Source organism: Ruegeria pomeroyi DSS-3 (assembly GCF_000011965.2).
GTDB lineage: Bacteria > Pseudomonadota > Alphaproteobacteria > Rhodobacterales > Rhodobacteraceae > Ruegeria_B > Ruegeria_B pomeroyi.
Window position 1 is genome coordinate 3,467,501 of sequence record NC_003911.12, and the last position, 21,597, is coordinate 3,489,097.

Here is a 21,597-nt window from a genome sequence, read left to right on the forward strand (position 1 = left end):
GCTATTCCCTACCAAAGGGTACGTTCCCACGCGTTACTAACCCGTCCGCCGCTCACCCCGAAGGGCGCGCTCGACTTGCATGTGTTAGGCCTGCCGCCAGCGTTCGTTCTGAGCCAGGATCAAACTCTCAAGTTAAAATGCCGTTACCAGCATTTCCATGACAGTCGAACCTCTGCACATCCTTGATGTCCTACCGCTCCGCTACTTGAGGACAGATAAACCATCCCAAACAACGTCGCTCCCCCAACCCGGCTAGGCCAGGGCAAACATCAAGAGTCATCTGTCTGATGTACATCGTTCCAAAAGAAACGTTGCACGCTCAAACAGTGAAGCTGACACTCCATCATCGGCGCTACCGCCTACGCTACTAAAGCGCAGGCATCGAACCTAAGAGTGCGATATACAGACTTTCAATCCGTCGAAACGAACCAAACCGCCCACATATCTCTTCAGTATCCAGCAATGTCAAACAGCGCTGCGCCCCAGAGCCAAAAACAAGACCGATGCGCCAATCCCTCAGCGCGCCCGCCTCGCTCATCCCTCGAATGCCGCCGTCTCTCCAGCGTGTCCGACCGTCTCTCCGGCCCGTCAGCAGCACCTCAGCGCCGCCGGTGAAGGGGGTTCTAGGCCCAACCAAAAAGAGTCGCAAGCACAAAAATACAAAAATCAGAAAAAATCTCGAAAGAGAGCGGAAATATAGTTTTTTCAAATATTTAGATCGCGTCACCGCCAACCGCATCGGCGCCTTTAGCCCCTGTCACTCCATAGAAACCGCCTCGCGTAGAGCGGGTAACGGGCCGGGCGGGCCGAACACAGGCGACCGCAGCCTGAACCGACAACTTTCTTCGGAGGATTCAGAGCGCAAGCCTGCGCCGCGCAACCGGCAGCCGCAGGGCAAGCAGGATGACAACGAGGCCAAGATAGACCAGGGGTTCGATCTGGAACCCCTTGACCAGCATCAGGAAATGCACCGCGCCAAGCAGAACCGCCGCATAGACCAGCCGGTGCAGTTGCCGCCATGCTGGCCCCAATCGCCGGACCGACCAGTTGTTCGAGGTGAGCGCCAGCGGCAACAGCAGGGCAAACCCCGCCATGCCGATGGTGATATAGGGACGTTTGAGGATATCCGCCCAGATCTGGGCCGGGATCTGCACATCCAGCACCAGCCAGATCAGCAAGTGGCAGCTGACATAATAGAACGCCAGCACTCCGATGGCGCGCCGGAACTTGATCAGGTTCACCCCGAGCAGCCGCCGCATCGGCGTCACCGCCAATCCCAGGATCAGCGCTTGCAACGCCAGTTCCCCGAGCCGGTGTTCGATCGCCTTGGCGGGATCGACACCCAATAGACCGGTCGCGCCCATCCACAGCCAGACCGGGGGCGGTAGCGCCCCCGTCATATAGATCAGCCAGACCGGTATCCGGCGCAGCGATGCATTCACCCGTTCCATGGGTCAGAAGTATTTCGCCAGATCCATTCCCTGGTAAAGGCCGGCCACCTCTTTTTCATAGCCGTTGAACATCAGGGTGGGCTGCCGCTTGGCAAAAAGACCGCCACCGATGCGCCGTTCGCTGGCCTGGCTCCAGCGCGGATGGTTAACCTCGGGGTTCACGTTGCTGTAGAACCCGTATTCGTTCGGGATGGCCATGTTCCAGCTGGCCGGCGGTTCGCGGTCGGTGAGGGTGATCCGCACGATCGACTTGATCGATTTGAAACCGTATTTCCACGGCACCACCAGACGCAGCGGTGCACCGTTCTGATTGGGCAGCGGCTTGCCGTAGATGCCGGTCGCCATCAAGGTCAGTGGGTGCATCGCCTCGTCCAGCCTCAGCCCTTCGCGATAGGGCCATTCCAGCACCGGATAGCGGGTGCCGGGCATCTCTTCGGGCCGGTAGAGCGTTTCGAAGGCAACGTATTTCGCGCCCTCCTGCACTCCGGCCATGGCCAGCAGATCGGCCAGTTCAAACCCGTTCCACGGGATCACCATCGACCAGGCCTCGACACAGCGGAACCGATAGATCCGCTCTTCGATCGTCATCTCGGACAGGATGTCCTGAAAATCATAGTCACCGGGCCGCTCGACCATCCCGTCGATCTTGATTGACCACGGCACTGTCTTGAGCAGATGGGCATAAGCGGCCGGGTCGTCCTTGCCGGTGCCGAATTCATAGAAGTTGTTGTAGCTGGTGATCTCTTCCCAGCTGTTGGGCTCGAGCGTCTCGGCCTGCGCCGATCCGGCAAAGGCCGCGAGCCCCGCGCCAGCCATGCCCGCCATCACTTGCCTGCGATTCATCCAGGCCCCGCGTGGCGTGATGTCAGCAGGGGTCAGGTCATTGATCCAGCGATGGGCCATCGGGCTCTCCGTTCATTCCATTCCCCCCATATCTATTGCCTTACGCGAAGTCGGCCAACGCAACTCGGATCACAGCTGCGTTGCCGGTTTGAAACAAACCCGCCCCTCAGACCACGCCGAGCCGGCGCAATCCGTCTTCGAACTGCCGGTTTCCGCGCGCCCGATCCAGCCCCTCGGCATCGGATTTGACCGAAGGATAAAGGTCATCCATCTGTACCGACGTACCGTCATCGCAGACAATCCGCACATGCCGCCGCCGCATCAAGCGCGGCTCGGGTACGCCGACCGAATGCGCAATGGTCTCTACCTCGTGGATGACCGAACGCGCATAGGCGGCAACGCGCTTTTCCTTTTCATGCACCACCAGCCCCTTTTGCAACGAGGGGATATGGGTGGTGATGCCGGTGGGACAGGTGTTCTTGTTGCATTTCAGCGCCTGGATACAGCCCAACGAGAACATGAAGCCGCGCGCCGAGGTGATGAAATCGGCGCCAAGGCAGATTGCCCAGGCCACATCGCCCGGCGCCACCAGCTTGCCACTGGCCACGATCCGGATCCGGTCGTGCAGCCCGGACAGATCGCGCAGATCGACCATCCGGATCAGCGCCTCGCGCAGCGGCAGGCCAACCAGATCGATCAGCGGCATCGGCGCGGCGCCGGTGCCGCCCTCACCGCCATCGACGGTGATGAAATCGGGCGCGCTGTCGGCGCCCCGTTCGCGGATTCGGCGGAAGAAATCGAACCAGGGGTCGGCCGAACCCATGCAGGTCTTGATCCCGACCGGCTTGCCGGTCACCTCGCGCAAATGGGCGATGAGATCGAGCAGCCCGTCGAAATCGTCAACCTCGCGGTGACGGTTGGGCGAGATCGCGTCCATCCCCATCGGCACGCCGCGGATCTGCGAAATCTCGGCGTCGATCTTGGCCGCCGGCAAGATGCCCCCCTTGCCCGGTTTGGCGCCCTGGCTCAGCTTGATCTCGAACATCTTGACCTGTGGATGCGCCGCCACCTCGCGCAGCTTGTCATCGCTCAGGTTGCCCTCGGCATCGCGGACTCCGAACTTGGCGGTGCCAATCTGAAAGACGATGTCGGCGCCCCCCTCAAGGTGATAGGGTGACAGCCCGCCCTCGCCCGTATTCATCCAGACCCCGGCCGCCTTGGCCCCCTTGGACAACGCCAGAACCGCCGGTTTCGAAATCGCCCCATAGGACATGCCCGAAATGTTGAAGATCGAGGGAGCCGAATAGGGCTGACGACAGGTCGGGCCGATCACCAGCGGCTCGCTTGCGCCGAACTGGTCGTCCAGCGGCGGAAACGGCGCGTTCATGAAGATCGGCGTGCCGGGAATGTTCAGGTTGCGGGTCGAGCCAAAGGCAACCGTGTTCCCCTTGGCTTCGCTGGCATTATAGACCCAGTTGCGCTGCGCCCGGTTGAACGGCATCTCTTCGCGATCCATGGCAAAGAAATACTGCCGGAAGAACTCCCCCAACTCGGTAAAGATGTTCCGGAACCGCCCGATGACAGGATAGTTCCGCCGGATCGCATCACCGGTCTGGAACCGGTCGACAATGAACAGGACAACGGCGGTCAGCATCATCAGGCCAATGACGCTGACAAAGACAAAGGCCATCACCTCGATTGCGTTATAGGCGAAACCCATGCGAAAACTCCTATATATATTGATGTGGCGCAAAGCGGCGGTACTCTTTCCGATCCAGACTGAAGGCGAACCGCTCGCCGTGCAACCCACACGGCCACTATGGGAGAGAGCAATGAAACAGATGTTACTGGGCGCGGTGATCGCGCTGACCGCAGGCGCCGCCACCGCACAGGATGCGGTGACCTATACCACCACCGATACGTTCGAGGACGTCACCTTTGGTCTGGAAAGCGCGATTGTCGGGCGTGGGCTGGTGATCGACAGCGTCAGCCATGTGGGCGAGATGCTGGAACGCACCCGAGCCGATGTCGGCTCGGATGTGGTTCTGTTCGACCATGCCGAGGTGTTCTCGTTCTGCTCGGCGGCGCTGTCGCGCAAGGTGATGGAGGCCGATCCGATGAACGTCGTGTTCTGCCCCTATGGCATCTTTGTCATGCAACAGCCCGGCTCGGACGCGATCACCATCGGATTTCGGCAATTCCCCGAGGGGCCGATGCAGGAGGTTCAGTCACTGCTGGACAACATCGTGCGCGAGGCCATCGGCGAGTAATGCCCGGCGGGCCTGACCCTGTACCTGTGACTTGAAGGACCGGTAGTGATCCAATGGGGGTGTTCATGCGTATCCCCTGCACAAGACAGGAATGCGCCATGACCAGAGTCCCGCCCTTCATCATTACAGCCCTGCTCGCCAGCATGACCGGAGCGGTCGCGCTGGCGGGGAACGAGTCGCGCTCGATCGCCTATTCGCTTCCCGGCGGATTGATCGAAGTGGTCGCCGATTTCTCGGAGAATTCGATCTATTGGTGCGGGGCGGGCGATCATGCGCTGAATAAGATGAGAAAGCCCGGCAATCAGCGGCTCTATGTCTGGAAAGGCCCCTCTCCCAGCATCGCCCAACCCGGCGGGCGGGCGGTGACATTCGGGTTTACCCCGCCGCCACAGGGCGCCAGCCCTGCCCTGACCAACGACGTCGGGATCATCGGCAACACATTGTCCGTCAGTCAGGCCAAGAAAACCTGCGACGAACGCACCTCGAGCGGCTGAGCCTCAGGACAGATTGCGCCGTGACGGGTCGACCAGCGCATCCTCGCGTCCGATGGCCGTCATCATATAGACGATGTATCCCGAGATGATCGCGGCAAGGAAACACCAGATCGAGGTAAAGGCATAGGCCGCGAAGACAAAGCCCGCCACCACCGATGCCAGGATCAGCCATCCAAAGATGCGTATCTGGGGATGGGATGAGCCCACCAGCGGCGGGCAGATGACCACCGCATAGATCAACCGCGCCACGATCTTGGCGGTCTCGCCCGGAAACATGCTCGGGTTCTCGTACTGGATCGAATGCTTTACGAGATAGATATCGAGCGTTTCGGGCCGGGCCAGCACCGGCAGGAAAAGTACGGCGCCAAGACTGAAACCAAAAGCGGACAGCCCCCAAAAGATCCGCCGCCGAAATGGGTCGGGCTCGACCAGGGCCGAGGACAGCGGCACCCAGAGCGGCCAGAACCAGTAGGCGAAGAACAGAAAAACCAGCGCGGCGGCACCCGGCGCGACCGGGCCAGGGCCATCGAGTGTCAGCCACAGCAGACCTTCGGACAATTGCTGCACGCCGAAGAAAAAGGGAAAGACCGCAAAACCCAGAAACCGCGGCCCGAGATCCGCTGACTTGCGAATCGCGACCGTGCCACCCGCGATCAGGGCGGCACCGGCAACGAAACTGGCCGTGGCCGAAAAGCACATGGATGACCTCCTTGGTGTAGGCTCTGCGCTTGCGACACCAGCTTAGGAAAGAACCGCTCGCCGGGCAAATCGCCCCCCCCTACGCTATGACACTGCACGCATCGGTCGATGCCAAAGCGGCTGTTTCAAACAGAAAAGGCCCGCCATTTCTGGCGGGCCTCAAGTTTAGAACGCGCGGCGGCTCAATGCACGACAGCATCATCCGGGCGCGGCCGGCTCGAACTGACGACACGGTCGCCGATGACCAGTCCTTCTTCGCGCGCGGTGATCGCCACCGTGTCGCCGTCCTTGATCTCGCCGGCCAGCAGCTTTTCGGCCAGCGGGTTTTGCAGGTCGCGCTGGATAACGCGCTTCAGCGGGCGGGCGCCATAGACCGGATCGTACCCCGCATCGGCCAGCCATTTGCGCGCGGGCTCGTCGAGCTCCAGCACGATCTTGCGCTGCGCCAGGCGCTTGGCCAGACGACCCAGCTGGATCGTCACGATCCCGTCCATATCGGCCCGCTTGAGCCGGTCAAAGATGATCGTCTCGTCAAGCCGGTTCAGGAACTCGGGCCGGAAATGGGCCCTGACCGCATCCATCACATCGCGCCGGGCCTGGGCGCTGTCGGCGCCTTCGGGCAATTGGCTGAGCGCCTGGGACCCAAGGTTCGAGGTCAGCACGATCAGCGTCTGCTTGAAGTCGACGGTGCGGCCCTGACCATCGGTCAGCACACCATCGTCCAGCACCTGCAACAGCACGTTGAACACATCCGGATGCGCCTTTTCGACCTCGTCGAACAGCACCACCTGATAGGGACGGCGGCGGACCGCCTCGGTCAGCACCCCGCCCTCGTCATAACCGACATAGCCCGGAGGCGCGCCGATCAGACGGGCAACCGCGTGTTTCTCCATGAACTCGGACATGTCGATGCGCACCATCGCATTGTCGTCGTCAAAGAGATAGTTGGCCACCGCCTTGGTCAGCTCGGTCTTACCGACGCCGGTGGGGCCAAGGAACAGGAACGAGCCCAGCGGGCGGTTCTCGTCATTCAGACCCGCGCGCGCCCGGCGCACCGCATTGGCAACTGCCGTCACCGCCGTACCCTGACCGATGACGCGCTTGTGCAGCTCGTCCTCCATCCGCAGCAGTTTCTCGCGCTCGCCTTCAAGCATCTTCGAGGTCGGGATGCCGGTCCAGCGTTCGACCACCGCCGCGATCTGTTCGGGGCGCACGACCTCTTCGGCCTTGAGACCGGTATCCTCTCCGGCTTCGGCTTCTTCCCGCTGTTTTTCAAGCTCGGGGATGATGCCGTAGCTGAGTTCACCAGCTCGGGCCAGGTTGCCTTCGCGCTTGGCAATCTCCAGTTCGGCACGGGCGCGTTCGAGCTGTTCCTTGACGGATTGCGCCGCGTTCATCTTGTCCCGCGATGCCTGCCACTGAGCGGTCATCTCGGCGGATTTCTCCTGCAACTCGGCAAGGTCCTTTTGCAGCGTGGCAAGCCGGTCCTGCGAGGCGGCGTCGTTCTCTTTCTTCAGCGCCTCTTCCTCGATCTGCAATTGCAGGATCTGACGGTCCAGCTGGTCCAGCGCCTCGGGCTTGCTGTCGACCTCCATCCGCAAACGGCTGGCTGCCTCGTCCATCAGGTCGATGGCCTTGTCTGGCAGGAACCGGTCGGTGATATAGCGATGCGACAGCGTCGCCGCAGCCACCAGGGCTGAGTCAGAAATATCGACGCCGTGGTGCAGCTCGTATTTCTCCTTGATACCGCGCAGGATACTGATCGTGTCCTCGACGGTCGGCTCTTCGACCAGAACCGGCTGGAACCGGCGGGCCAGGGCCGCGTCCTTTTCCACGTATTTGCGGTATTCATCCAGCGTGGTGGCGCCGATGCAGTGCAGCTCGCCCCGCGCCAGCGCCGGTTTGATCAGGTTGGCCGCGTCCATCGCTCCGTCGGATTTACCGGCACCCACAAGCGTGTGCATCTCGTCGATGAAAAGGATGATCTCGCCCGCGGCCTCGGTGACCTCGGTCAGCACGGCCTTGAGCCGCTCTTCGAACTCACCGCGATATTTCGCACCGGCAATCAGCGCGCCCATGTCGAGCGCAAGGAGCTTCTTGTCGCGCAAGGATTCGGGCACATCGCCATTGACGATGCGCAGCGCCATGCCTTCGGCGATAGCGGTCTTACCCACGCCGGGTTCACCGATCAGCACCGGGTTGTTCTTGGTCCGGCGGCTCAGCACCTGCATCGAGCGGCGGATTTCCTCGTCACGCCCGATGATCGGGTCGATCTTACCTTCGGCTGCGGCCTCGGTCAGGTCGCGCGCGTATTTCTTGAGCGCGTCATAGCCCTCTTCGGCGCTCGCGGAGTCGGCGGTGCGGCCCTTGCGGATATCGTTGATCGCTTCGTTCAGCTTCTGCGCAGTCACCTCGCCGGCATCCAGCGCCTCTTTGGCCTTGGATTTCACCATGCAAAGCGCCATCAGCACGCGCTCGACCGGGACAAAACTGTCGCCTGCCTTCTTGGCGACCTTCTCGGCCTCGTCCAGCACCTTGACGGTCTGGCCGTCCAGATAGACCTGGGCCGCGTCGCCGCTGACCTTTGGGATCTTGGACAACGCCACGTCCAGCGCCTCGACCACCCGTTTGGATGCGCCGCCCGCGCGCGCAATCAGGTTGCTTGCAAGCCCCTGATCGTCATCCATCAATGCCTTGAGAATATGTTCGGGCGCCAGCCGCTGATGCCCTTCGCGCAGAGCAATGGTCTGCGCCGCCTGCACGAATCCACGTGCCCGCTCGGTGAACTTAGACAAGTCCATCTTTCTCTCCTTTTCCAAGCGCCCAAGGGTGTCTGCGCCCGCCAGGCGGCACGCATCGGTCTGGGCCTCGCATTCAATCTGGGGAATGCCAGAATATCTTCAAGGGGTTCGCGAAGGGTTTATCCGAATTGATCCAATTGGCCACATTTTCCCCTGTTTCTGCCGTTTTTTGGTAATAATTCTGAGGTCTCCTGAAAGGGATCATGGAGGCCCCAATGCAGATTACCAATGTCGAAATCTCCCAATACCAGGTCTGCCCCAACACCGCCCGGCATTCTGCAAGTGTTTGCATGACCCTGGCGGACCGTGTGGTGACGCTGTTCTGCTCGCTTGAGCTGCCCGAAGGGATCAGCGCTATCGCCCGCGCGCAGGCTTTTGTCGGCGATGCGATGCGCCAATTGCGCCGGATGCCCGAATTCCGTTCGGGCAAGCAGCAGTTATCGCTGGACGATCAGGCTCTGCCCGCGGTGGCCTGACACTCCTTTCGCTCGGGCGGGACGTGCCGATGTGACAGCGCCCTGCCCGCTTGCCTCCTCCGGGCCGCCTCAGTATGAACGGGCGACCCGAGCCGGAGGATCCCCAGATGACAGACAGAATGCTCGCCGACGATCGCCTGATCGTCGCCCTTGACGTGCCCAATGCGGTGGCCGGGCTGGCCCTGGCCGAACGGCTGGGCGACGCGGTTTCCTTTTACAAGATCGGGCTGGGGATGCTCACCGGTGGCGGTCTCGCTCTGGCCAACGAGCTGAAACAGGAACATGGCAAGCGCATCTTCCTGGACATGAAACTGTTCGACATCGGCAACACGGTCGAGGCCGCCGTGCGGGGCCTGTCCCAGTTCGATCTGGATTTCCTGACCGTGCATGGCGACCCGCATGTGGTGCGCGCCGCCAAGGAGGGCGCCGCCGGCAAGGACCTCAAGATCCTGGCCGTCACCATTCTGACCTCGCTGAACCGCGACGATCTGGATGCGTCGCTGATCAAACCCGGTGATGTGCACGACCTTGTTCTGGAACGTGCCGCCCGCGCCTTTGAGGCCGGGGCCGATGGTGTCATCGCCAGCCCGCAGGAGGCGGCCGCGATCCGCGCCCTACCCGAGGCTGCCGGGCGGCTGATCGTGACCCCCGGCATACGCCCCGCGGGTGCCGATCTGGGCGATCAGAAACGCGTCGCGACACCGGCCAACGCCATTGCCGACGGGGTTGATCACATCGTGGTGGGGCGGCCCGTCGTCCACGCTCCCGACCCTCGCGCCGCCGCTCTGTCGATCCTTGCCGAAATGACCTCTCCGCAAGCAGTGGCACCAAACCGGAGTTGATGCAGCGTCGCTATCGAGACCTCAAAATCTTTGCCTTGCCCCACCGCAAGACGGGAAACCGACCCTACGTCACCTGACGTAGGGTAAAAAACGGCCTGAAATCAGATCCTTTGGTGAAATCCGCGCCATTTTGCCGCTGTGCCCGTAAAAACACATCAAAAAAGCGAGTTTCCCGGGTCTGGATATCCAGCCTACCCCGGCAACCGTTTTTGAGCGATTCTAAACACGAGACACTCCCCAACGAACCATCTCTTCCTGAGGTTCGTTACCTCCCCCCCGCCCTTGGCGCGGGGGGCCTTTCTTTTGAAAGTGACCGACAGATCGCTCAGCGCTCGCCGCCAGATCGCGCCTGGTTATAGTCGGAACTGCCAAGATAGAGCCGCAAATGTTCGGCGAAATGGGGCACCGCGCGGGCGTGACGGACATAGTCGGTCGGTGCCATCAGACGCCAGCCCTGCCCCTCGTTGCCAAACCTGATCTGGTCCACATATCCGGCGGGCAGATGCGCCGTGAAAAACCACATGCGCCCCATCGGGCGCAAATAGCTCAAACTCCAGCCTACCCGATCAGCCGGCACGCTCAACCCAACCTCTTCCCGCGTCTCGCGCAGGGCACAATCAAGCGGGCTTTCGTCCCCCTCGCGTCCCCCACCCGGCAGATCCCAATGGTCGGGAAACGGGATGTCCGGGCGGTCGTCGCGGCGGATCACCAACAGCTCAGCGCCCAGAAACAGGGCCAGCTTTGCGCCGGAAAACGCGCTTGCCGTTTGTGTCACCTTTTCATCCCTTCAGAGTTCAGGCTAGATATGAGGGTCCTATCGCCTCACCTCAACCGGATATTCCCATGACTGCGGCCTCGGGTCTCTGCCGCGATTGTTTCTCACGCACCGGAAGTGCCCGGCGCTGCCCGTCTTGCGGCAGCCCGCGCGTGTTGCGGCATCCGGAACTGGACAGCCTGACCATCGCCCATATGGATTGTGACGCCTTCTATGCCAGCGTCGAAAAGCGTGACAATCCGGACCTCGCCGACAAGCCGGTGATCATCGGCGGCGGCAAACGTGGCGTGGTCTCGACCGCCTGCTATGTCGCGCGCATTCGCGGCGTGCGCTCGGCCATGCCGATGTTCCAGGCGTTGAAACTCTGCCCCGAGGCGGTGGTGATCAAACCGCGCATGTCGGTCTACGCCGAGGTGTCAAAGCAGATCCGCGCCCTGATGGACGAGCTGACGCCGGTGGTCGAGCCGCTGTCGCTGGACGAGGCCTTCATGGACCTCTCGGGCACCCAGCGGCTGCATGGGCATCCGCCTGCGGTGATGCTGGCGCGGCTGGTCAAGCGGATGAAGGACGAACTGGGCGTGACCGGCTCCATCGGTCTCAGCCATAACAAGTTCCTGGCCAAGGTGGCTTCGGACCTGGAAAAACCGCGCGGCTTCTCGGTGATCGGGCGGGCCGAGACGGCCGAGTTCCTGCGCGACAAACCGGTGCGCCTGATCTGGGGGATCGGTCCGGCGGCGCAGGAAAGCCTCGAGCGCGCGGGCATCCGCACCTTCACCGACCTGCTGCGCTGGGAGCAGGAGGCGCTGGTCGCCCGGTTCGGCGCCATGGGTCAGCGGCTGTGGCATCTGGCGCGCGGCGAGGACCGCCGCCGCGTCTCGGCGCATGACCCGATCAAGTCGATCAGCAACGAAACCACATTTTTCGAGGATACCGGCGACGCCGATGTGCTCGACGGCCATATCTGGCGGATGGCCGAGAAGGTGGCCGACCGGGCCAAGGCGCGCGGATTGGCGGGCCGGGTGGTGACTTTGAAGCTGAAACGCGCCAATCATCGGGTCCTGTCGCGACAGCAATCGCTGCGCGACCCGACCCAGATGGCCGACCGCATCTATCGCACGGCACGCGCCCTGTTCGACCAGTTGGGCGATCAGGGTCCCTATCGGCTGCTGGGGTGCGGGTTGTCGCATCTGTGCCCCGAGACCGAGGCGGATGTGTCCGGCGATCTGCTCGACCCGCAGGCAGCACAGCGCGCCCGCGCCGAACGCGCCACCGATGCCATCCGCAAACGCTTTGGCGCGGATGCGATCCTCAAGGGGCGCGGAATGCGCTGAGTGCGCGATCCCATCCCCGTTTCACCTGAAATCACCGTGAGGAAGAGAATGATCTCAGCCGAATTCTGCCGTGTCATGGCCCGCTACAACAGCTGGCAGAACAAATCCCTGATCACCGCCGCCGAGGCGCTGACACACGCCGCGCGCTGGCAGGAGCGTGGTGCGTTCTTCGGGTCGATCGCCGCAACACTCAATCACCTGTATTGGGCGGATGCGCTGATCCTGGCCCGGCTGACGGGAAACGAACGCCCGCAGGACACCATCCGTCATTCGCTGACGGATCCGGCTGACTGGCAGGACTACAAGACGCGCCGCCAGCACCGGGACCGCGAGATCGAGAGCTGGGCCGACGGCCTGAAGGATGCGGATCTGAACGGAACGCTTGCCTGGTATCAGGCCGACGGGGCGACGCGCATCACCGCCTCTGGTGCGCTTTGCGCCGCGCAGCTGTTCAATCACCAGACCCATCATCGAGGCCAGGTTCACGCCATGCTGACAGCAGCAGGTGCCAAACCGGGTGTGACAGACCTGACCGCTCTGACCTAGCCCGGTCCGCCGCTTGTCATTCGGCCGCCAGCCGCAAGGGCAAAGAGGCAAAGCCGCAAATCTCGGCAACCACGTCGCGCAGCAGCTCACGCATCGCAGAGAAATTGCCATTCGGGCGAATGGTTGCCTCATGCATGTACAGCCCGCGGTCGATCTCGATCTGGATGGCGTGTTGGCGCCGCGACGGGCGGCCATAGGCCTGGGTCACATAGGCGCCGGCAAAGGGGGTATTGCGCACCACATGCAGCCCGGCGGCGGTAAAGGCGGCCTCGACCCGATCCACGATCTCGGGTGAGGCAGAGGCCCCGAACCGGTCGCCCAACACCACATCCGGCTTGCCGGCCGCCTTGCCCACGCTGTTTTCCAGGGCCTCTCGTGGCATCGAATGACAGTCGATCAGAATCGCCTGACCAAAGGCCGCATGCGCCTCGTTCAATAGATGCTGGAGCCGGGCATGATAAGGGTGCCAGATCGCCTGCAGGCGCTGCTCTGCCTCGGCCCGGCTCAGCTTGCCGCGATAAATGGCCCGCCCGCCCGCCACGACACGGGGGATCACCCCAAGGCCCGAGGCAACACGCGGATTGTGCCCGCCCTTGCGTACCCCTTCGATCAGGGCCGGATCCAACTCCTCGCAGCTGCGGTTCAGGTCGAGATAGGCCCGCGGCGCCGCCGCCCGCAAAAGCGGCGCCCCGAACTCGGGGGCGCAATCGAACAGCTGATCGACAAAGGCATCCTCGGAAGAGCGAATCGCATGGTCATCCAGCACCGTCTGCGCCAGAAACGGCGGATCATAGCGCGCGCCGCTATGGGGCGAGGCAAAAACCACGCTCGAGGTGCGTGCGGCGGGCAAGGTCAGATGATAAGCGGTGTTGGTCATACGGCCTCCGGGATCAACAAAATCATAGACCGGAAAATAGTTCGATCAAAAGCCCTTGATCCCCCCGCCGACTCCTTTTATAGACCCCGCTTACCGGCGCGGGCTACCGCGCCCCATTACGTTCTGGGGCAGGCGCGCGACGGCAATCATGGGCGGTTAGCTCAGTGGTAGAGCACTACGTTGACATCGTAGGGGTCACAAGTTCGAACCTTGTACCGCCCACCATGATTTCAAGCCTCTGGTCACACAGAGGACCCGCGTAACCCAGGCGCTGGCCCGCGCCGCAGGAATTGGAGACGACCATGAAGGTCAGGAACTCGCTCCGCTCGCTCAAGTCCCGCCACCGGGACTGCCGCGTCGTGCGTCGCAAAGGCCGCGTCTACGTGATCAACAAGACGCAGCGCAAGTTCAAAGCCCGCCAGGGTTGAGAACAGCAGCAAAACTTTCGAAAAACCGCGCCCCAGGGCGCGGTTTTTTGTTGCCCCTGTCATAGATCTGCCACCTTTCCGAACAACTCTCGGGCGAGAGAGATTTTGAACGGATGGGATATGGTTGTACGATTTCTGGTGTTTGCGCTGGCGCTGATTTGCGGCCAGTCCCTGCTGGCCGCGCCCTCGGCCGAAACGATCCGCGCATCGCTGCTGGCGCATGACTTTGACATGCTTACCGCAGACCTGGAGGCCAGCCAGGCCGCCTTCGATGCTGGCGACATCTCGGATGAAGATCTGCGGCGGCTGTTCGAGGTGTTCACCTCATCAAGCCCCGATGTCATCGAAGCGGTTGCCGAATGGGAGCGCAAGTCTCCGGACCTGCCCTATGCCACGACCGCGCGCGGCTGGAGCCTGTACATAACCGCATCGCGGATACGCGGCGAGGATTTTGCCCGCGACCCCTATCCCGAGGCGCTGCGGCTGCACCGCGAGATGCTGGAGCGGGCTTTTCTTCTGGCCATGCGGGCCTATGGCATGGACCCCAGCCTGATTCCTGCCAGCGACCTGATCATCGCGCTGGGCAACAGCACCTCGCGGCAGGAACAGGCGCTGGTCGTGGTCGAAAGGGTGATGAGCGAACAGCCCAATGCCGGGACATTGCGGCGCGCCATCTGGCTGGCCCATCCCGGCTGGGGCGGTTCTTCGGAGTTGGCGGATGCGCTGTGCGCTTTCTTCGGCCCCAATGCGAGTCCAAACGGCGCCGACCTGACCCGGCAATGCATCACCTATGCCTCGCGCGAGATCTTTGGTCACCGGATGGAGGAAATCCGCACCTGGATGAAAGAGGACCCCGATCCCTGGTATGACTATTACCGGGTCTGGGCGACGCTTTTTGACAAATCGCCCAATGCCGAAGACCTCGCCTTTGCGCATCGCTATTTCCAGGACAGCGAGGTGCGGGACCTGCGCCTGTCAAAGATGTTCGATCAACGCTACAGCATGCGCCCCGGCCTCAGCCCGGTGCATCACCTTGTCTTGGAACGGAGCAAGGATTGGGCAAGGGCCGTGCTGGAAACCGACCCTTATGAACTTTCTGCGCTGGATGTCCTGCTCAGCGACACTGTTCGGGTAACCAAGGGCGCCGACAACAACTGGATGTTTACCCCGTCTGGCAGCCCGACCCGCGACGAGCGTCTGGACTACATGCGCCGCCGTTTGTACGCGGCCCCCTACAACCCGGACTTCTGGGAGGATTATGCCCGCTTTCTCAACAATGAGAACAAGCAGGCGGGCTACCCGGTCGAGGGGATTTTTGCGACCGACACGTTGATGATCAACGCCATCGTCTATTCCAAGCACCGTCCCGATTGGCTGGGGGATTTTGTCGAGCGCAAGTTCAAACAGCTGGAGTTTCTGGAATGGATCACCGGACAGGGCAAGCCGGACTGGGACCGTTTCATCGCCGAGACCGACCGGAATGCGCAGATCATTTGCCCGCTGATCCGGGCCAACCGGCTGTTTGATGCAATGCGTTTGGCCGGCTTGGAGAACAGACGGCATAAGGACCTGTCGGTGTTCAAACAGCAAAAACTTCGCGCCGAGACCGAGCGTGCCGCCTCAGAGGGGCAGTGCGAGAATGAACGGCTGGCACCGATAGAGGCGCTTTGGTTCACGCCGGTCGAGGTCGATCTTGCGGCCATGGGATAGGTGAGGCGCGCCGGGGGACAGCCCCGCAGGCCAATGGCACGATGGGGCCGAGCCACCGACAGGCGCCCCAGCTGCAATGAAAACCGCGCCTCTGGGCGCGATTTTGTTGTTGCGGACAAGCGATTCCGCGGTTCCCGCAACCGGTCGCGCGCGATAGCCTCCTGTCATGCAAGGGGGAGGCCGCCATGTCCCGCAAGCCAAACATCATTCTCATTCTCGCCGACGACCTGGGGTTCGCCGATCTGGGCTGTACCGGGTCCGAGATCCGCACACCCAATATCGACGGGCTGGCGCGCGACGGCGCGCTGCTGACGGCGATGTACAATTGCGCGCGCTGCTGTCCGACGCGGGCCTCGCTGTTGACCGGGCTTTACCCGCACAATGCCGGGATCGGCCATATGGGGGCCGACCTGGGCACGCCCGCCTATCGCGGTTTCCTGCGCAACGACTGCGCCACCATTGCCGAACATCTGCGGGCGGCGGGCTATCGCACCTGCATGTCGGGCAAATGGCATGTGGGCGGGGATTTCATGGCGCGCGAAGTGGACAGCTGGCGGGTGGGTGATGTCGACCACCCCACCCCGCGCCAACGCGGGTTCGACCGGTTCTATGGCATCGTCGACGGGGTCACGCATTTCTTCTCGCCGCATTACATGCTGGAGGACGATACCCGCGTCGAAACCTTTCCGGACGATTTCTATTTCACCGACGCGATCACCGACAAGGCCATCGGCATGGTCGAGGAGGCGGTGGAGATGGAGCAGCCCTTCTTCCTCTACCTCGCCCATACCGCGCCGCATTGGCCGCTGCATGCGCATCCCGAGGATATCGCGCGCTATGACGGGGTCTATGGGCGCGGCTGGGACGCGCTGCGCAGCAGCCGCCACGAGACGATGAACGCGATGGGCCTGTTTCAGACCAACTGGCAGATCAGCCCGCGCGACGCGGATGTCTGCCCCTGGGAGGCCGCGCCGCACAAGGATTGGGAGGCGCGCAAGATGGCCACCTATGCCGCCATGGTGGACCGGATGGACCAGTCCATCGGCACGCTGCTGGCGGCGCTGAAACGGATGGGACAGTTCGACAACACGCTGATCCTGTTTCTCAGCGACAATGGCGGCTGCGCCGAGTTCATGGCCGAGGACGGCTGGGCCAAATTCTTTCCCGATACCACCCATGACGGGCGACATATCGAAATGGGCAACCGGCCCGAGATCATGCCCGGCAGCGCGCTGACCTATCAGAGCTATGACAAGCCCTGGGCCAATGTGTCGAACGCACCGTTCCGCAAGTTCAAGCATTACGTGCACGAGGGCGGCATCTCGACACCGCTGATCGCCCATTGGCCCGGCAGGATCGCGGCACCTGTGCCGCTCCACGCCGCCTGTCATGTGGTCGACATCCTGCCGACGATCCTGGAAGCGGCGGGCGCACCGCCGATTGCGGAACTGGGCGGGCACGGGATGCAGCCCTTGCAGGGTGAAAGCCTGCTGGGCCTGTTGCGCGGCAAGAAATGGGAGCGCGAGCAGCCCATCTTTTTCGAGCACGAGGGCAACAGCGCCATCCGTCTGGGCCAGTTCAAGCTGGTGCGGCTGCATGGGCAGGACTGGGAGCTTTACGATATCGAGGCCGACAGAACGGAGTTGAACGACTTGATCCGGGGTGAGCCCGATCGGGCAAAGGCGCTGGTGGCCGAATACCAGGACTGGGCCGACAAGACCGGCGTGCTGGACTGGAACATCGCGCTACCCCGGCTGCTGGCGGCCTGGCAGATGGACAACGCCGAAGGGTGACTGCGACAGCATTACCCGACTGAAATAATCAGTTTTATCTTGCACCCCTCGCGAAATCCGGTAATTGACTATTTCAGTCGGATTAACTGAATCGCGAGAGACTCCCATGCTCAAGACCACCACTGCCATCGCGCTTGCCCTGATTGCCACCTCGGCCATCGCCGAGGGCGAGCTGAACCTCTATTCGTCGCGCCATTATGACACCGACGAGCGGCTCTATACCGATTTCGAAGAGGCCACCGGCATCCGCATCAACCGGATCGAGGGCAAGGCGGACGAGCTGATCGCCCGCATGCAGGCCGAAGGCGCCAATTCGCCCGCCGACGTGCTGCTGACCGTCGACACCTCGCGTCTGGCCCGCGCCAAAGAGGCCGGCCTGCTGCAAGCCATCGACAGCGCCGTTCTCGAAGACCGCATTCCCGCCAACCTGCAGGACAGCGACAACCAGTGGTTCGGCTTCTCGCAGCGCGCGCGGCTCTATTTCTATGACAAGGCCGGTGTCAGCGCGCCGCCCGCCACCTATCTCGATCTGGCCGATCCCGCCTACAAGGGGCAGGTCTGCATCCGCTCGTCCACCAACACCTATAACCAGACCCTGCTGGCCGCCATCATCACCCATCACGGCGAAGATGTTGCCCGCGACTGGGCCGAAAGCGTCGTCGCCAACATGGCGCGCGAACCGCAGGGCGGCGATACCGACCAGCTGCGCGGCATCGTGTCGGGCGAATGCGGGATCGCGGTGTCGAACTCGTACTACTTCGCCCGCGCCCTGCGCAGCGACGTCAAGGGGCTGAGCGGCGAGATCGACAAGATCGGCATCGCCTTCCCCTCGCAGGACGCCGAAGGCGCGCATATGAACCTGTCCGGCGGCGGCGTGGCTGCCCATGCGCCCAACCGCGACAATGCGGTCAAGTTCCTGGAGTATCTCGCCAGCGATCAGGCGCAGGTCTATTTCTCGAATGGCAATGACGAATACCCCGCCGTCACCGGTGTCGACCTGGCCGACAACGTGGCCGCGCTGGGAGAGTTCAAGGCCGACGAAGTGAACCTGTCCGAAGTGGCCGCCAACATCCCGATGGCACAGAAAATCTTCAACGAGGTTGGCTGGAAGTAAGCCAACTCAACCAGAAGACAAAGGCGCGGGGCCCTCGCCCGCGCCTTTTCTCATGTCTACGGCTCGGTCAGGGCCGCTTACCGGCCCCGTCCGACCTGACGGCAGATCAGGATCACCGGCAACAGCCCCATCGCCAGGATCACCAGCGACGGCACCGCCGCGCCCTCCAGCCGTTCGTCGCTGGCCAGGCGATAGGCCTGCACCGCCAAAGTGTCAAAGTTGAAGGGGCGCATGATCAGCGTCGCGGGCAGTTCTTTCATCACATCGACAAAGACGATCAGCAGCGCGGTCATCAGCGAAGGCGTCAGGATCGGAAGGTGGATACGGCGGAGCGTGCCCAGCGGCCCCTGCCCCAGTGACCGGGCGGCGGCATCCATATTGGCGTGCACCATGCTTTGGCCGCCCTCATAGGCGCCAAGCGCCGCCGCCAGAAACCGCACCATATAGGCCGCGATCAGCAGCCAGATGGAGCCGGTGATCAACAAACCGGTGGACAGGCCGAACTGGGCCCGCATCCAGGCGTCGAGCGCGTTGTCAAAGGCAGCAAAGGGCACGATCAGCCCCACCGCGATCACCCCGCCCGGCACCGCATATCCCAGCCGCGCCAAATAAGCGGCCCCGTCCGAGCGCCGCCCGGGCCTCAACCGCTGGAAGAAGCCCACGCAGATCGCCGCCGTCACCGTCACCACCGCCGCCGTGCCCGCCAGCGTCAGCGAGTTGCGGATGAATCCGACATAGCGGCGCGACAGCAGGTTCTGCTCGGACTCCAGCCCCATCTGCACCAGAATCACCACCGGCAGCACAAAGCCCAGCACAACGGGCACCGCACAGAGCGTGAAAGCGCCCGCCGCCTGCCACCCTTTCAACTCGCCCGCGGGCAGCGCCGCGTGCCGGCGCCCGGACTGGTAGTAGCGCGCCTTGCCGCGCTGGGTACGCTCGGCCACCGCCAGCAGCAGGGCAAAGCCCAGCAGACACAGCGCCAGCTGCGCCGCCGCCGCCCGGTCGGCCATCGAGAACCAGCTGGTATAAATGCCGGTGGCAAAGGTCTGCACCCCGAAATAGGCCACCGTGCCGAAATCGGCGATGGTCTCCATCACCGCCAGCAGCACCCCTCCCGCAATCGCCGGCCGCGCCATCGGCAGCGACACCCGCCAGAAGGCCACCCAGGGCCCGGTTCCCAGCGCCCGCGCCGCCAGAAAGGCGCTGGCGCTTTGCTGCAGGAAGGCCGCCCGCGCCAGCAGGTAGACATAGGGGTAAAGCACCAGGATCAGCATCACCGCCGCGCCCTCGGTCGAGCGGATCTCGGGGAACCAATAGTCGCGCGGCCCCCAGCCTGTCACCTGACGCAGGGTCGTCTGCACCACCCCCGGATGATCGAGCACGAAGGTATAGGCATAGGCCAGCACATAGGCGGGAAAGGCCAGCGGCAGCACCAGCGCGATTTCCAGCAAACGCACGCCGGGAAAGCGTGTCATCGTCACCAGCCAGGCCGCACCGACCCCGACGGCAAAGGTCCCGGCAGCCACCAGCGCGACCAGCAGCAAGGTTGTCGCCGCATAGCCCGGCAACACCGTCTCCAGCAGATGGGCCAGCGTATCGGTGCCTCCGGTCAGCGCCGCCAGCGCCACCGCGACCATCGGCAACAGGCAGGCTGCGGCGATGGCGAAGGCCAAGCCGCCCAACAGGCGGGTGCCCGAAGACAGGCGGCGGCGGGAGCCATGGGCGGCATATCGGGTGTCAGCCATTGCGGGTCCTGGCGGGTTCTGCGGTTCCAATGCCCTTAATCGACCAGTTTAGTCGGAAATACCAGTGCCTGACGGGATATTCCCTCTCCCCACACCCCTGCAAACAGGGTGCAAAACGACGCGGCCCCGCGCGGATCGCTCTGCGCGGGGCCAATGGTCTCTGTCAGGCGGCATCAGTCGTAGCGGCGCTGATCCTCGATCACCAGCCCGTCCTTGGGCAGGCTGCCCGGGGCCACGACCTCGATCGCGCCCTTGAGCTTGAGCACTTCGGCGACCGAGCGGGCATACGCCGCATCATCGCCCCCGCTGCTTTCGATCTGCACCGTCATCGCATCCATCTCGCCCACGCGGGTGGCGATCACCCGCGCCTTGACGATCTCGGCATGTTTGTCGACCAGCGCCGCCACCTGTTCGGGGCGCACGAACATGCCCTTGATCTTGGTGGTCTGGTCGGCACGGCCCATCCATCCCTTGATCCGCATATTGGTGCGGCCGCAGGGCGAATGGCCCGGCAGGACGGCGGACATGTCACCGGTGGCAAAGCGGATGAGCGGGTAATCGGGGTTGAGGGAGGTCACCACGACCTCGCCCACCTCGCCCGGCGCCACCGGCGTTCCTGTGCCGGGGGTGACGATCTCGACGATCACATGTTCGTCGACGATCATCCCCTCCATCGCCGCGCTTTCATAGGCGATATTGCCCAGATCGGCGGTGGCATAACATTGCAGGCACGAGATGCCGCGATCGGCATATTCCTTGCGCAGCGACGGGAACAGCGCACCGCCGCCCACCGCGGCCTTGGTGAACTTGAGGGCAACCCCCATCTCCTCGGCCTTGTCCAGGATCACCTTGAGGTAATCGGGTGTCCCGGCATAGGCGGTGCAGCCGATGTCGCGCGCGGCGGTCACCTGCAATTCGGTCTGGCCGGTGCCAGCGGGCAGCACCGCCGCCCCCACCGCCCGCGCGCCGTTTTCAAAGATCATGCCGGCGGGCGTCAGGTGATAGCCGAAACAGTTCTGCACGATGTCGCCCTGGCCGATGCCGGCGGCATGCAGGAAACGCCCCATGCGCCACCAGTCGTGATCGGTGCCGCCCGGTTCATAGATCGGACCGGGGGACTGGAACACATGGGCAAAGCCATGCGCCGGCTTGACGGTGAACCCGCCAAAGGGCGGATGTTCGCCCTGGGCACGGCTCAGTTCCGATTTGCGCAGCACCGGCAATGTCGCCAGCGCTGCCGCATCGGTGATCGCAGCCGGGTCCACATCGGCCAGCAGCCGGGCAAAGCCGGGCGCCGTCTTGGCGCGGGCGATCTGTTGCGGCAAGGCGCTGGCCAGATCGGCGGCGCGCTGGTCGTCCGTGCGGGTTTCGAGCGGGTCAAAATGGGTCATCGCATGATCCC

At 63.1% G+C, this 21,597-nt stretch carries 19 protein-coding genes, 1 tRNA gene and 1 rRNA gene (1 of these 21 running past the window's edge); 11 read left to right on the plus strand and 10 right to left on the minus strand.

Features of this window, described 5'->3' with window-relative positions; all coding sequences use genetic code 11:
* The 4 genes from SPO_RS16555 to SPO_RS16570 form a co-directional block, all read right to left on the minus strand.
* A 16S ribosomal RNA gene (locus SPO_RS16555) occupies positions 1-135 on the minus strand; it reaches 1,328 nt to the left of the window's first position.
* A 719-nt stretch (positions 136-854) separates the two neighbouring features.
* The gene (gene msrQ / locus SPO_RS16560) at positions 855-1,451 is read right to left on the minus strand and encodes a protein-methionine-sulfoxide reductase heme-binding subunit MsrQ (protein ID WP_011048954.1); all 597 of its coding nucleotides are present in this window, start codon (positions 1,449-1,451) and stop codon (positions 855-857) included.
* Between the two features lie 3 nt (positions 1,452-1,454).
* A complete protein-coding gene (gene msrP, locus SPO_RS16565; RefSeq protein ID WP_011048955.1) occupies positions 1,455-2,354 on the minus strand; it encodes a protein-methionine-sulfoxide reductase catalytic subunit MsrP in 900 nt (299 codons plus the stop codon).
* Between the two features lie 106 nt (positions 2,355-2,460).
* On the minus strand, positions 2,461-4,014 hold the full coding sequence (locus SPO_RS16570; RefSeq protein WP_044028692.1) for an FMN-binding glutamate synthase family protein: 1,554 nt from the start codon (positions 4,012-4,014) through the stop codon (positions 2,461-2,463).
* Positions 4,015-4,126: 112 nt separating this feature from the next.
* Between SPO_RS16570 and SPO_RS16575 the strand changes: the two genes are divergently transcribed.
* Both SPO_RS16575 and SPO_RS16580 read left to right on the plus strand, forming a co-directional pair.
* Positions 4,127-4,564: a hypothetical protein gene (locus tag SPO_RS16575; protein ID WP_044028694.1), complete on the plus strand. Its 438-nt coding sequence runs from the start codon at positions 4,127-4,129 to the stop codon at positions 4,562-4,564.
* 98 nt (positions 4,565-4,662) lie between these two features.
* Positions 4,663-5,058 (plus strand): hypothetical protein, encoded by a 396-nt coding sequence (locus SPO_RS16580; RefSeq protein WP_144084024.1) that lies wholly within the window; start codon positions 4,663-4,665, stop codon positions 5,056-5,058.
* 3 nt (positions 5,059-5,061) lie between these two features.
* Here SPO_RS16580 and SPO_RS16585 read toward each other — a convergent pair whose 3' ends face one another.
* A complete protein-coding gene (locus tag SPO_RS16585; protein WP_011048959.1) occupies positions 5,062-5,757 on the minus strand; it encodes a DUF6629 family protein in 696 nt (231 codons plus the stop codon).
* Between the two features lie 182 nt (positions 5,758-5,939).
* Positions 5,940-8,558 carry an ATP-dependent chaperone ClpB gene (clpB, locus tag SPO_RS16590; protein ID WP_011048960.1) on the minus strand — a complete coding sequence of 873 codons (2,619 nt, stop codon included), beginning with the start codon at positions 8,556-8,558 and terminating at the stop codon, positions 5,940-5,942.
* Positions 8,559-8,848: 290 nt separating this feature from the next.
* On the opposite strand from clpB, the gene SPO_RS16595 reads away from it, so the two are divergent.
* On the plus strand, positions 8,849-9,034 hold the full coding sequence (locus SPO_RS16595; protein ID WP_144084025.1) for a hypothetical protein: 186 nt from the start codon (positions 8,849-8,851) through the stop codon (positions 9,032-9,034).
* 107 nt (positions 9,035-9,141) lie between these two features.
* On the plus strand, positions 9,142-9,876 hold the full coding sequence (pyrF, locus tag SPO_RS16600) for an orotidine-5'-phosphate decarboxylase (protein WP_011048962.1): 735 nt from the start codon (positions 9,142-9,144) through the stop codon (positions 9,874-9,876).
* Between the two features lie 325 nt (positions 9,877-10,201).
* On the opposite strand, the gene SPO_RS16605 is transcribed toward pyrF, so the two are convergent.
* Positions 10,202-10,651, minus strand: coding sequence for an NUDIX hydrolase (locus tag SPO_RS16605; RefSeq protein ID WP_011048963.1), 450 nt, complete (start codon positions 10,649-10,651; stop codon positions 10,202-10,204).
* Between the two features lie 68 nt (positions 10,652-10,719).
* Between SPO_RS16605 and SPO_RS16610 the strand changes: the two genes are divergently transcribed.
* Both SPO_RS16610 and SPO_RS16615 read left to right on the plus strand, forming a co-directional pair.
* Positions 10,720-11,982, plus strand: coding sequence for a DNA polymerase IV (locus tag SPO_RS16610; protein ID WP_011048964.1), 1,263 nt, complete (start codon positions 10,720-10,722; stop codon positions 11,980-11,982).
* Between the two features lie 48 nt (positions 11,983-12,030).
* The gene (locus SPO_RS16615; RefSeq protein WP_011048965.1) at positions 12,031-12,528 is read left to right on the plus strand and encodes a DinB family protein; all 498 of its coding nucleotides are present in this window, start codon (positions 12,031-12,033) and stop codon (positions 12,526-12,528) included.
* Positions 12,529-12,544: 16 nt separating this feature from the next.
* On the opposite strand, the gene SPO_RS16620 is transcribed toward SPO_RS16615, so the two are convergent.
* Entirely contained in the window at positions 12,545-13,405 is an 861-nt protein-coding gene (locus SPO_RS16620; protein ID WP_011048966.1) for an N-formylglutamate amidohydrolase, read from the minus strand.
* A 150-nt stretch (positions 13,406-13,555) separates the two neighbouring features.
* Between SPO_RS16620 and SPO_RS16625 the strand changes: the two genes are divergently transcribed.
* From SPO_RS16625 to SPO_RS16645, 5 genes are all read left to right on the plus strand, one after another.
* A tRNA-Val gene (locus tag SPO_RS16625) sits at positions 13,556-13,630 on the plus strand.
* Positions 13,631-13,707: 77 nt separating this feature from the next.
* Positions 13,708-13,833 (plus strand): type B 50S ribosomal protein L36, encoded by a 126-nt coding sequence (gene ykgO / locus SPO_RS16630; protein ID WP_011048967.1) that lies wholly within the window; start codon positions 13,708-13,710, stop codon positions 13,831-13,833.
* 120 nt (positions 13,834-13,953) lie between these two features.
* Positions 13,954-15,543 carry a hypothetical protein gene (locus SPO_RS16635; RefSeq protein WP_044028701.1) on the plus strand — a complete coding sequence of 530 codons (1,590 nt, stop codon included), beginning with the start codon at positions 13,954-13,956 and terminating at the stop codon, positions 15,541-15,543.
* A 185-nt stretch (positions 15,544-15,728) separates the two neighbouring features.
* The gene (locus SPO_RS16640) at positions 15,729-17,336 is read left to right on the plus strand and encodes an arylsulfatase (RefSeq protein ID WP_011048969.1); all 1,608 of its coding nucleotides are present in this window, start codon (positions 15,729-15,731) and stop codon (positions 17,334-17,336) included.
* A gap of 106 nt (positions 17,337-17,442) precedes the next feature.
* Complete coding sequence (locus SPO_RS16645; RefSeq protein ID WP_044028703.1) at positions 17,443-18,450, plus strand: Fe(3+) ABC transporter substrate-binding protein; 1,008 nt, start codon at positions 17,443-17,445, stop codon at positions 18,448-18,450.
* 77 nt (positions 18,451-18,527) lie between these two features.
* Here the strand turns inward: SPO_RS16645 and SPO_RS16650 are convergent, their stop codons facing one another.
* Both SPO_RS16650 and SPO_RS16655 read right to left on the minus strand, forming a co-directional pair.
* Entirely contained in the window at positions 18,528-20,195 is a 1,668-nt protein-coding gene (locus SPO_RS16650; RefSeq protein WP_044028705.1) for an ABC transporter permease, read from the minus strand.
* A gap of 173 nt (positions 20,196-20,368) precedes the next feature.
* Complete coding sequence (locus SPO_RS16655) at positions 20,369-21,586, minus strand: phenylacetate--CoA ligase family protein (protein WP_011048972.1); 1,218 nt, start codon at positions 21,584-21,586, stop codon at positions 20,369-20,371.
* Between the last annotated feature and the right edge of the window lie 11 nt (positions 21,587-21,597).

What these genes read in the sequence shown, in the direction of transcription:
- SPO_RS16655 (WP_011048972.1), bottom strand. Translation starts at nt 21,586, where the DNA reads ATGACCCATTTTGACCCGCTCGAAACCCGCACGGACGACCAGCGCGCC.
- SPO_RS16645 (WP_044028703.1), top strand. Translation starts at nt 17,443, where the DNA reads ATGCTCAAGACCACCACTGCCATCGCGCTTGCCCTGATTGCCACCTCG.
- SPO_RS16580 (WP_144084024.1), top strand. Translation starts at nt 4,663, where the DNA reads ATGACCAGAGTCCCGCCCTTCATCATTACAGCCCTGCTCGCCAGCATG.
- ykgO (WP_011048967.1), top strand. Translation starts at nt 13,708, where the DNA reads ATGAAGGTCAGGAACTCGCTCCGCTCGCTCAAGTCCCGCCACCGGGAC.
- SPO_RS16610 (WP_011048964.1), top strand. Translation starts at nt 10,720, where the DNA reads ATGACTGCGGCCTCGGGTCTCTGCCGCGATTGTTTCTCACGCACCGGA.
- pyrF (WP_011048962.1), top strand. Translation starts at nt 9,142, where the DNA reads ATGACAGACAGAATGCTCGCCGACGATCGCCTGATCGTCGCCCTTGAC.
- SPO_RS16620 (WP_011048966.1), bottom strand. Translation starts at nt 13,405, where the DNA reads ATGACCAACACCGCTTATCATCTGACCTTGCCCGCCGCACGCACCTCG.
- SPO_RS16585 (WP_011048959.1), bottom strand. Translation starts at nt 5,757, where the DNA reads ATGTGCTTTTCGGCCACGGCCAGTTTCGTTGCCGGTGCCGCCCTGATC.
- SPO_RS16595 (WP_144084025.1), top strand. Translation starts at nt 8,849, where the DNA reads ATGACCCTGGCGGACCGTGTGGTGACGCTGTTCTGCTCGCTTGAGCTG.
- SPO_RS16575 (WP_044028694.1), top strand. Translation starts at nt 4,127, where the DNA reads ATGAAACAGATGTTACTGGGCGCGGTGATCGCGCTGACCGCAGGCGCC.
- SPO_RS16570 (WP_044028692.1), bottom strand. Translation starts at nt 4,014, where the DNA reads ATGGGTTTCGCCTATAACGCAATCGAGGTGATGGCCTTTGTCTTTGTC.
- SPO_RS16650 (WP_044028705.1), bottom strand. Translation starts at nt 20,195, where the DNA reads ATGGCTGACACCCGATATGCCGCCCATGGCTCCCGCCGCCGCCTGTCT.
- SPO_RS16615 (WP_011048965.1), top strand. Translation starts at nt 12,031, where the DNA reads ATGATCTCAGCCGAATTCTGCCGTGTCATGGCCCGCTACAACAGCTGG.
- clpB (WP_011048960.1), bottom strand. Translation starts at nt 8,558, where the DNA reads ATGGACTTGTCTAAGTTCACCGAGCGGGCACGTGGATTCGTGCAGGCG.
- SPO_RS16635 (WP_044028701.1), top strand. Translation starts at nt 13,954, where the DNA reads ATGGTTGTACGATTTCTGGTGTTTGCGCTGGCGCTGATTTGCGGCCAG.
- msrQ (WP_011048954.1), bottom strand. Translation starts at nt 1,451, where the DNA reads ATGGAACGGGTGAATGCATCGCTGCGCCGGATACCGGTCTGGCTGATC.
- msrP (WP_011048955.1), bottom strand. Translation starts at nt 2,354, where the DNA reads ATGGCCCATCGCTGGATCAATGACCTGACCCCTGCTGACATCACGCCA.
- SPO_RS16640 (WP_011048969.1), top strand. Translation starts at nt 15,729, where the DNA reads ATGTCCCGCAAGCCAAACATCATTCTCATTCTCGCCGACGACCTGGGG.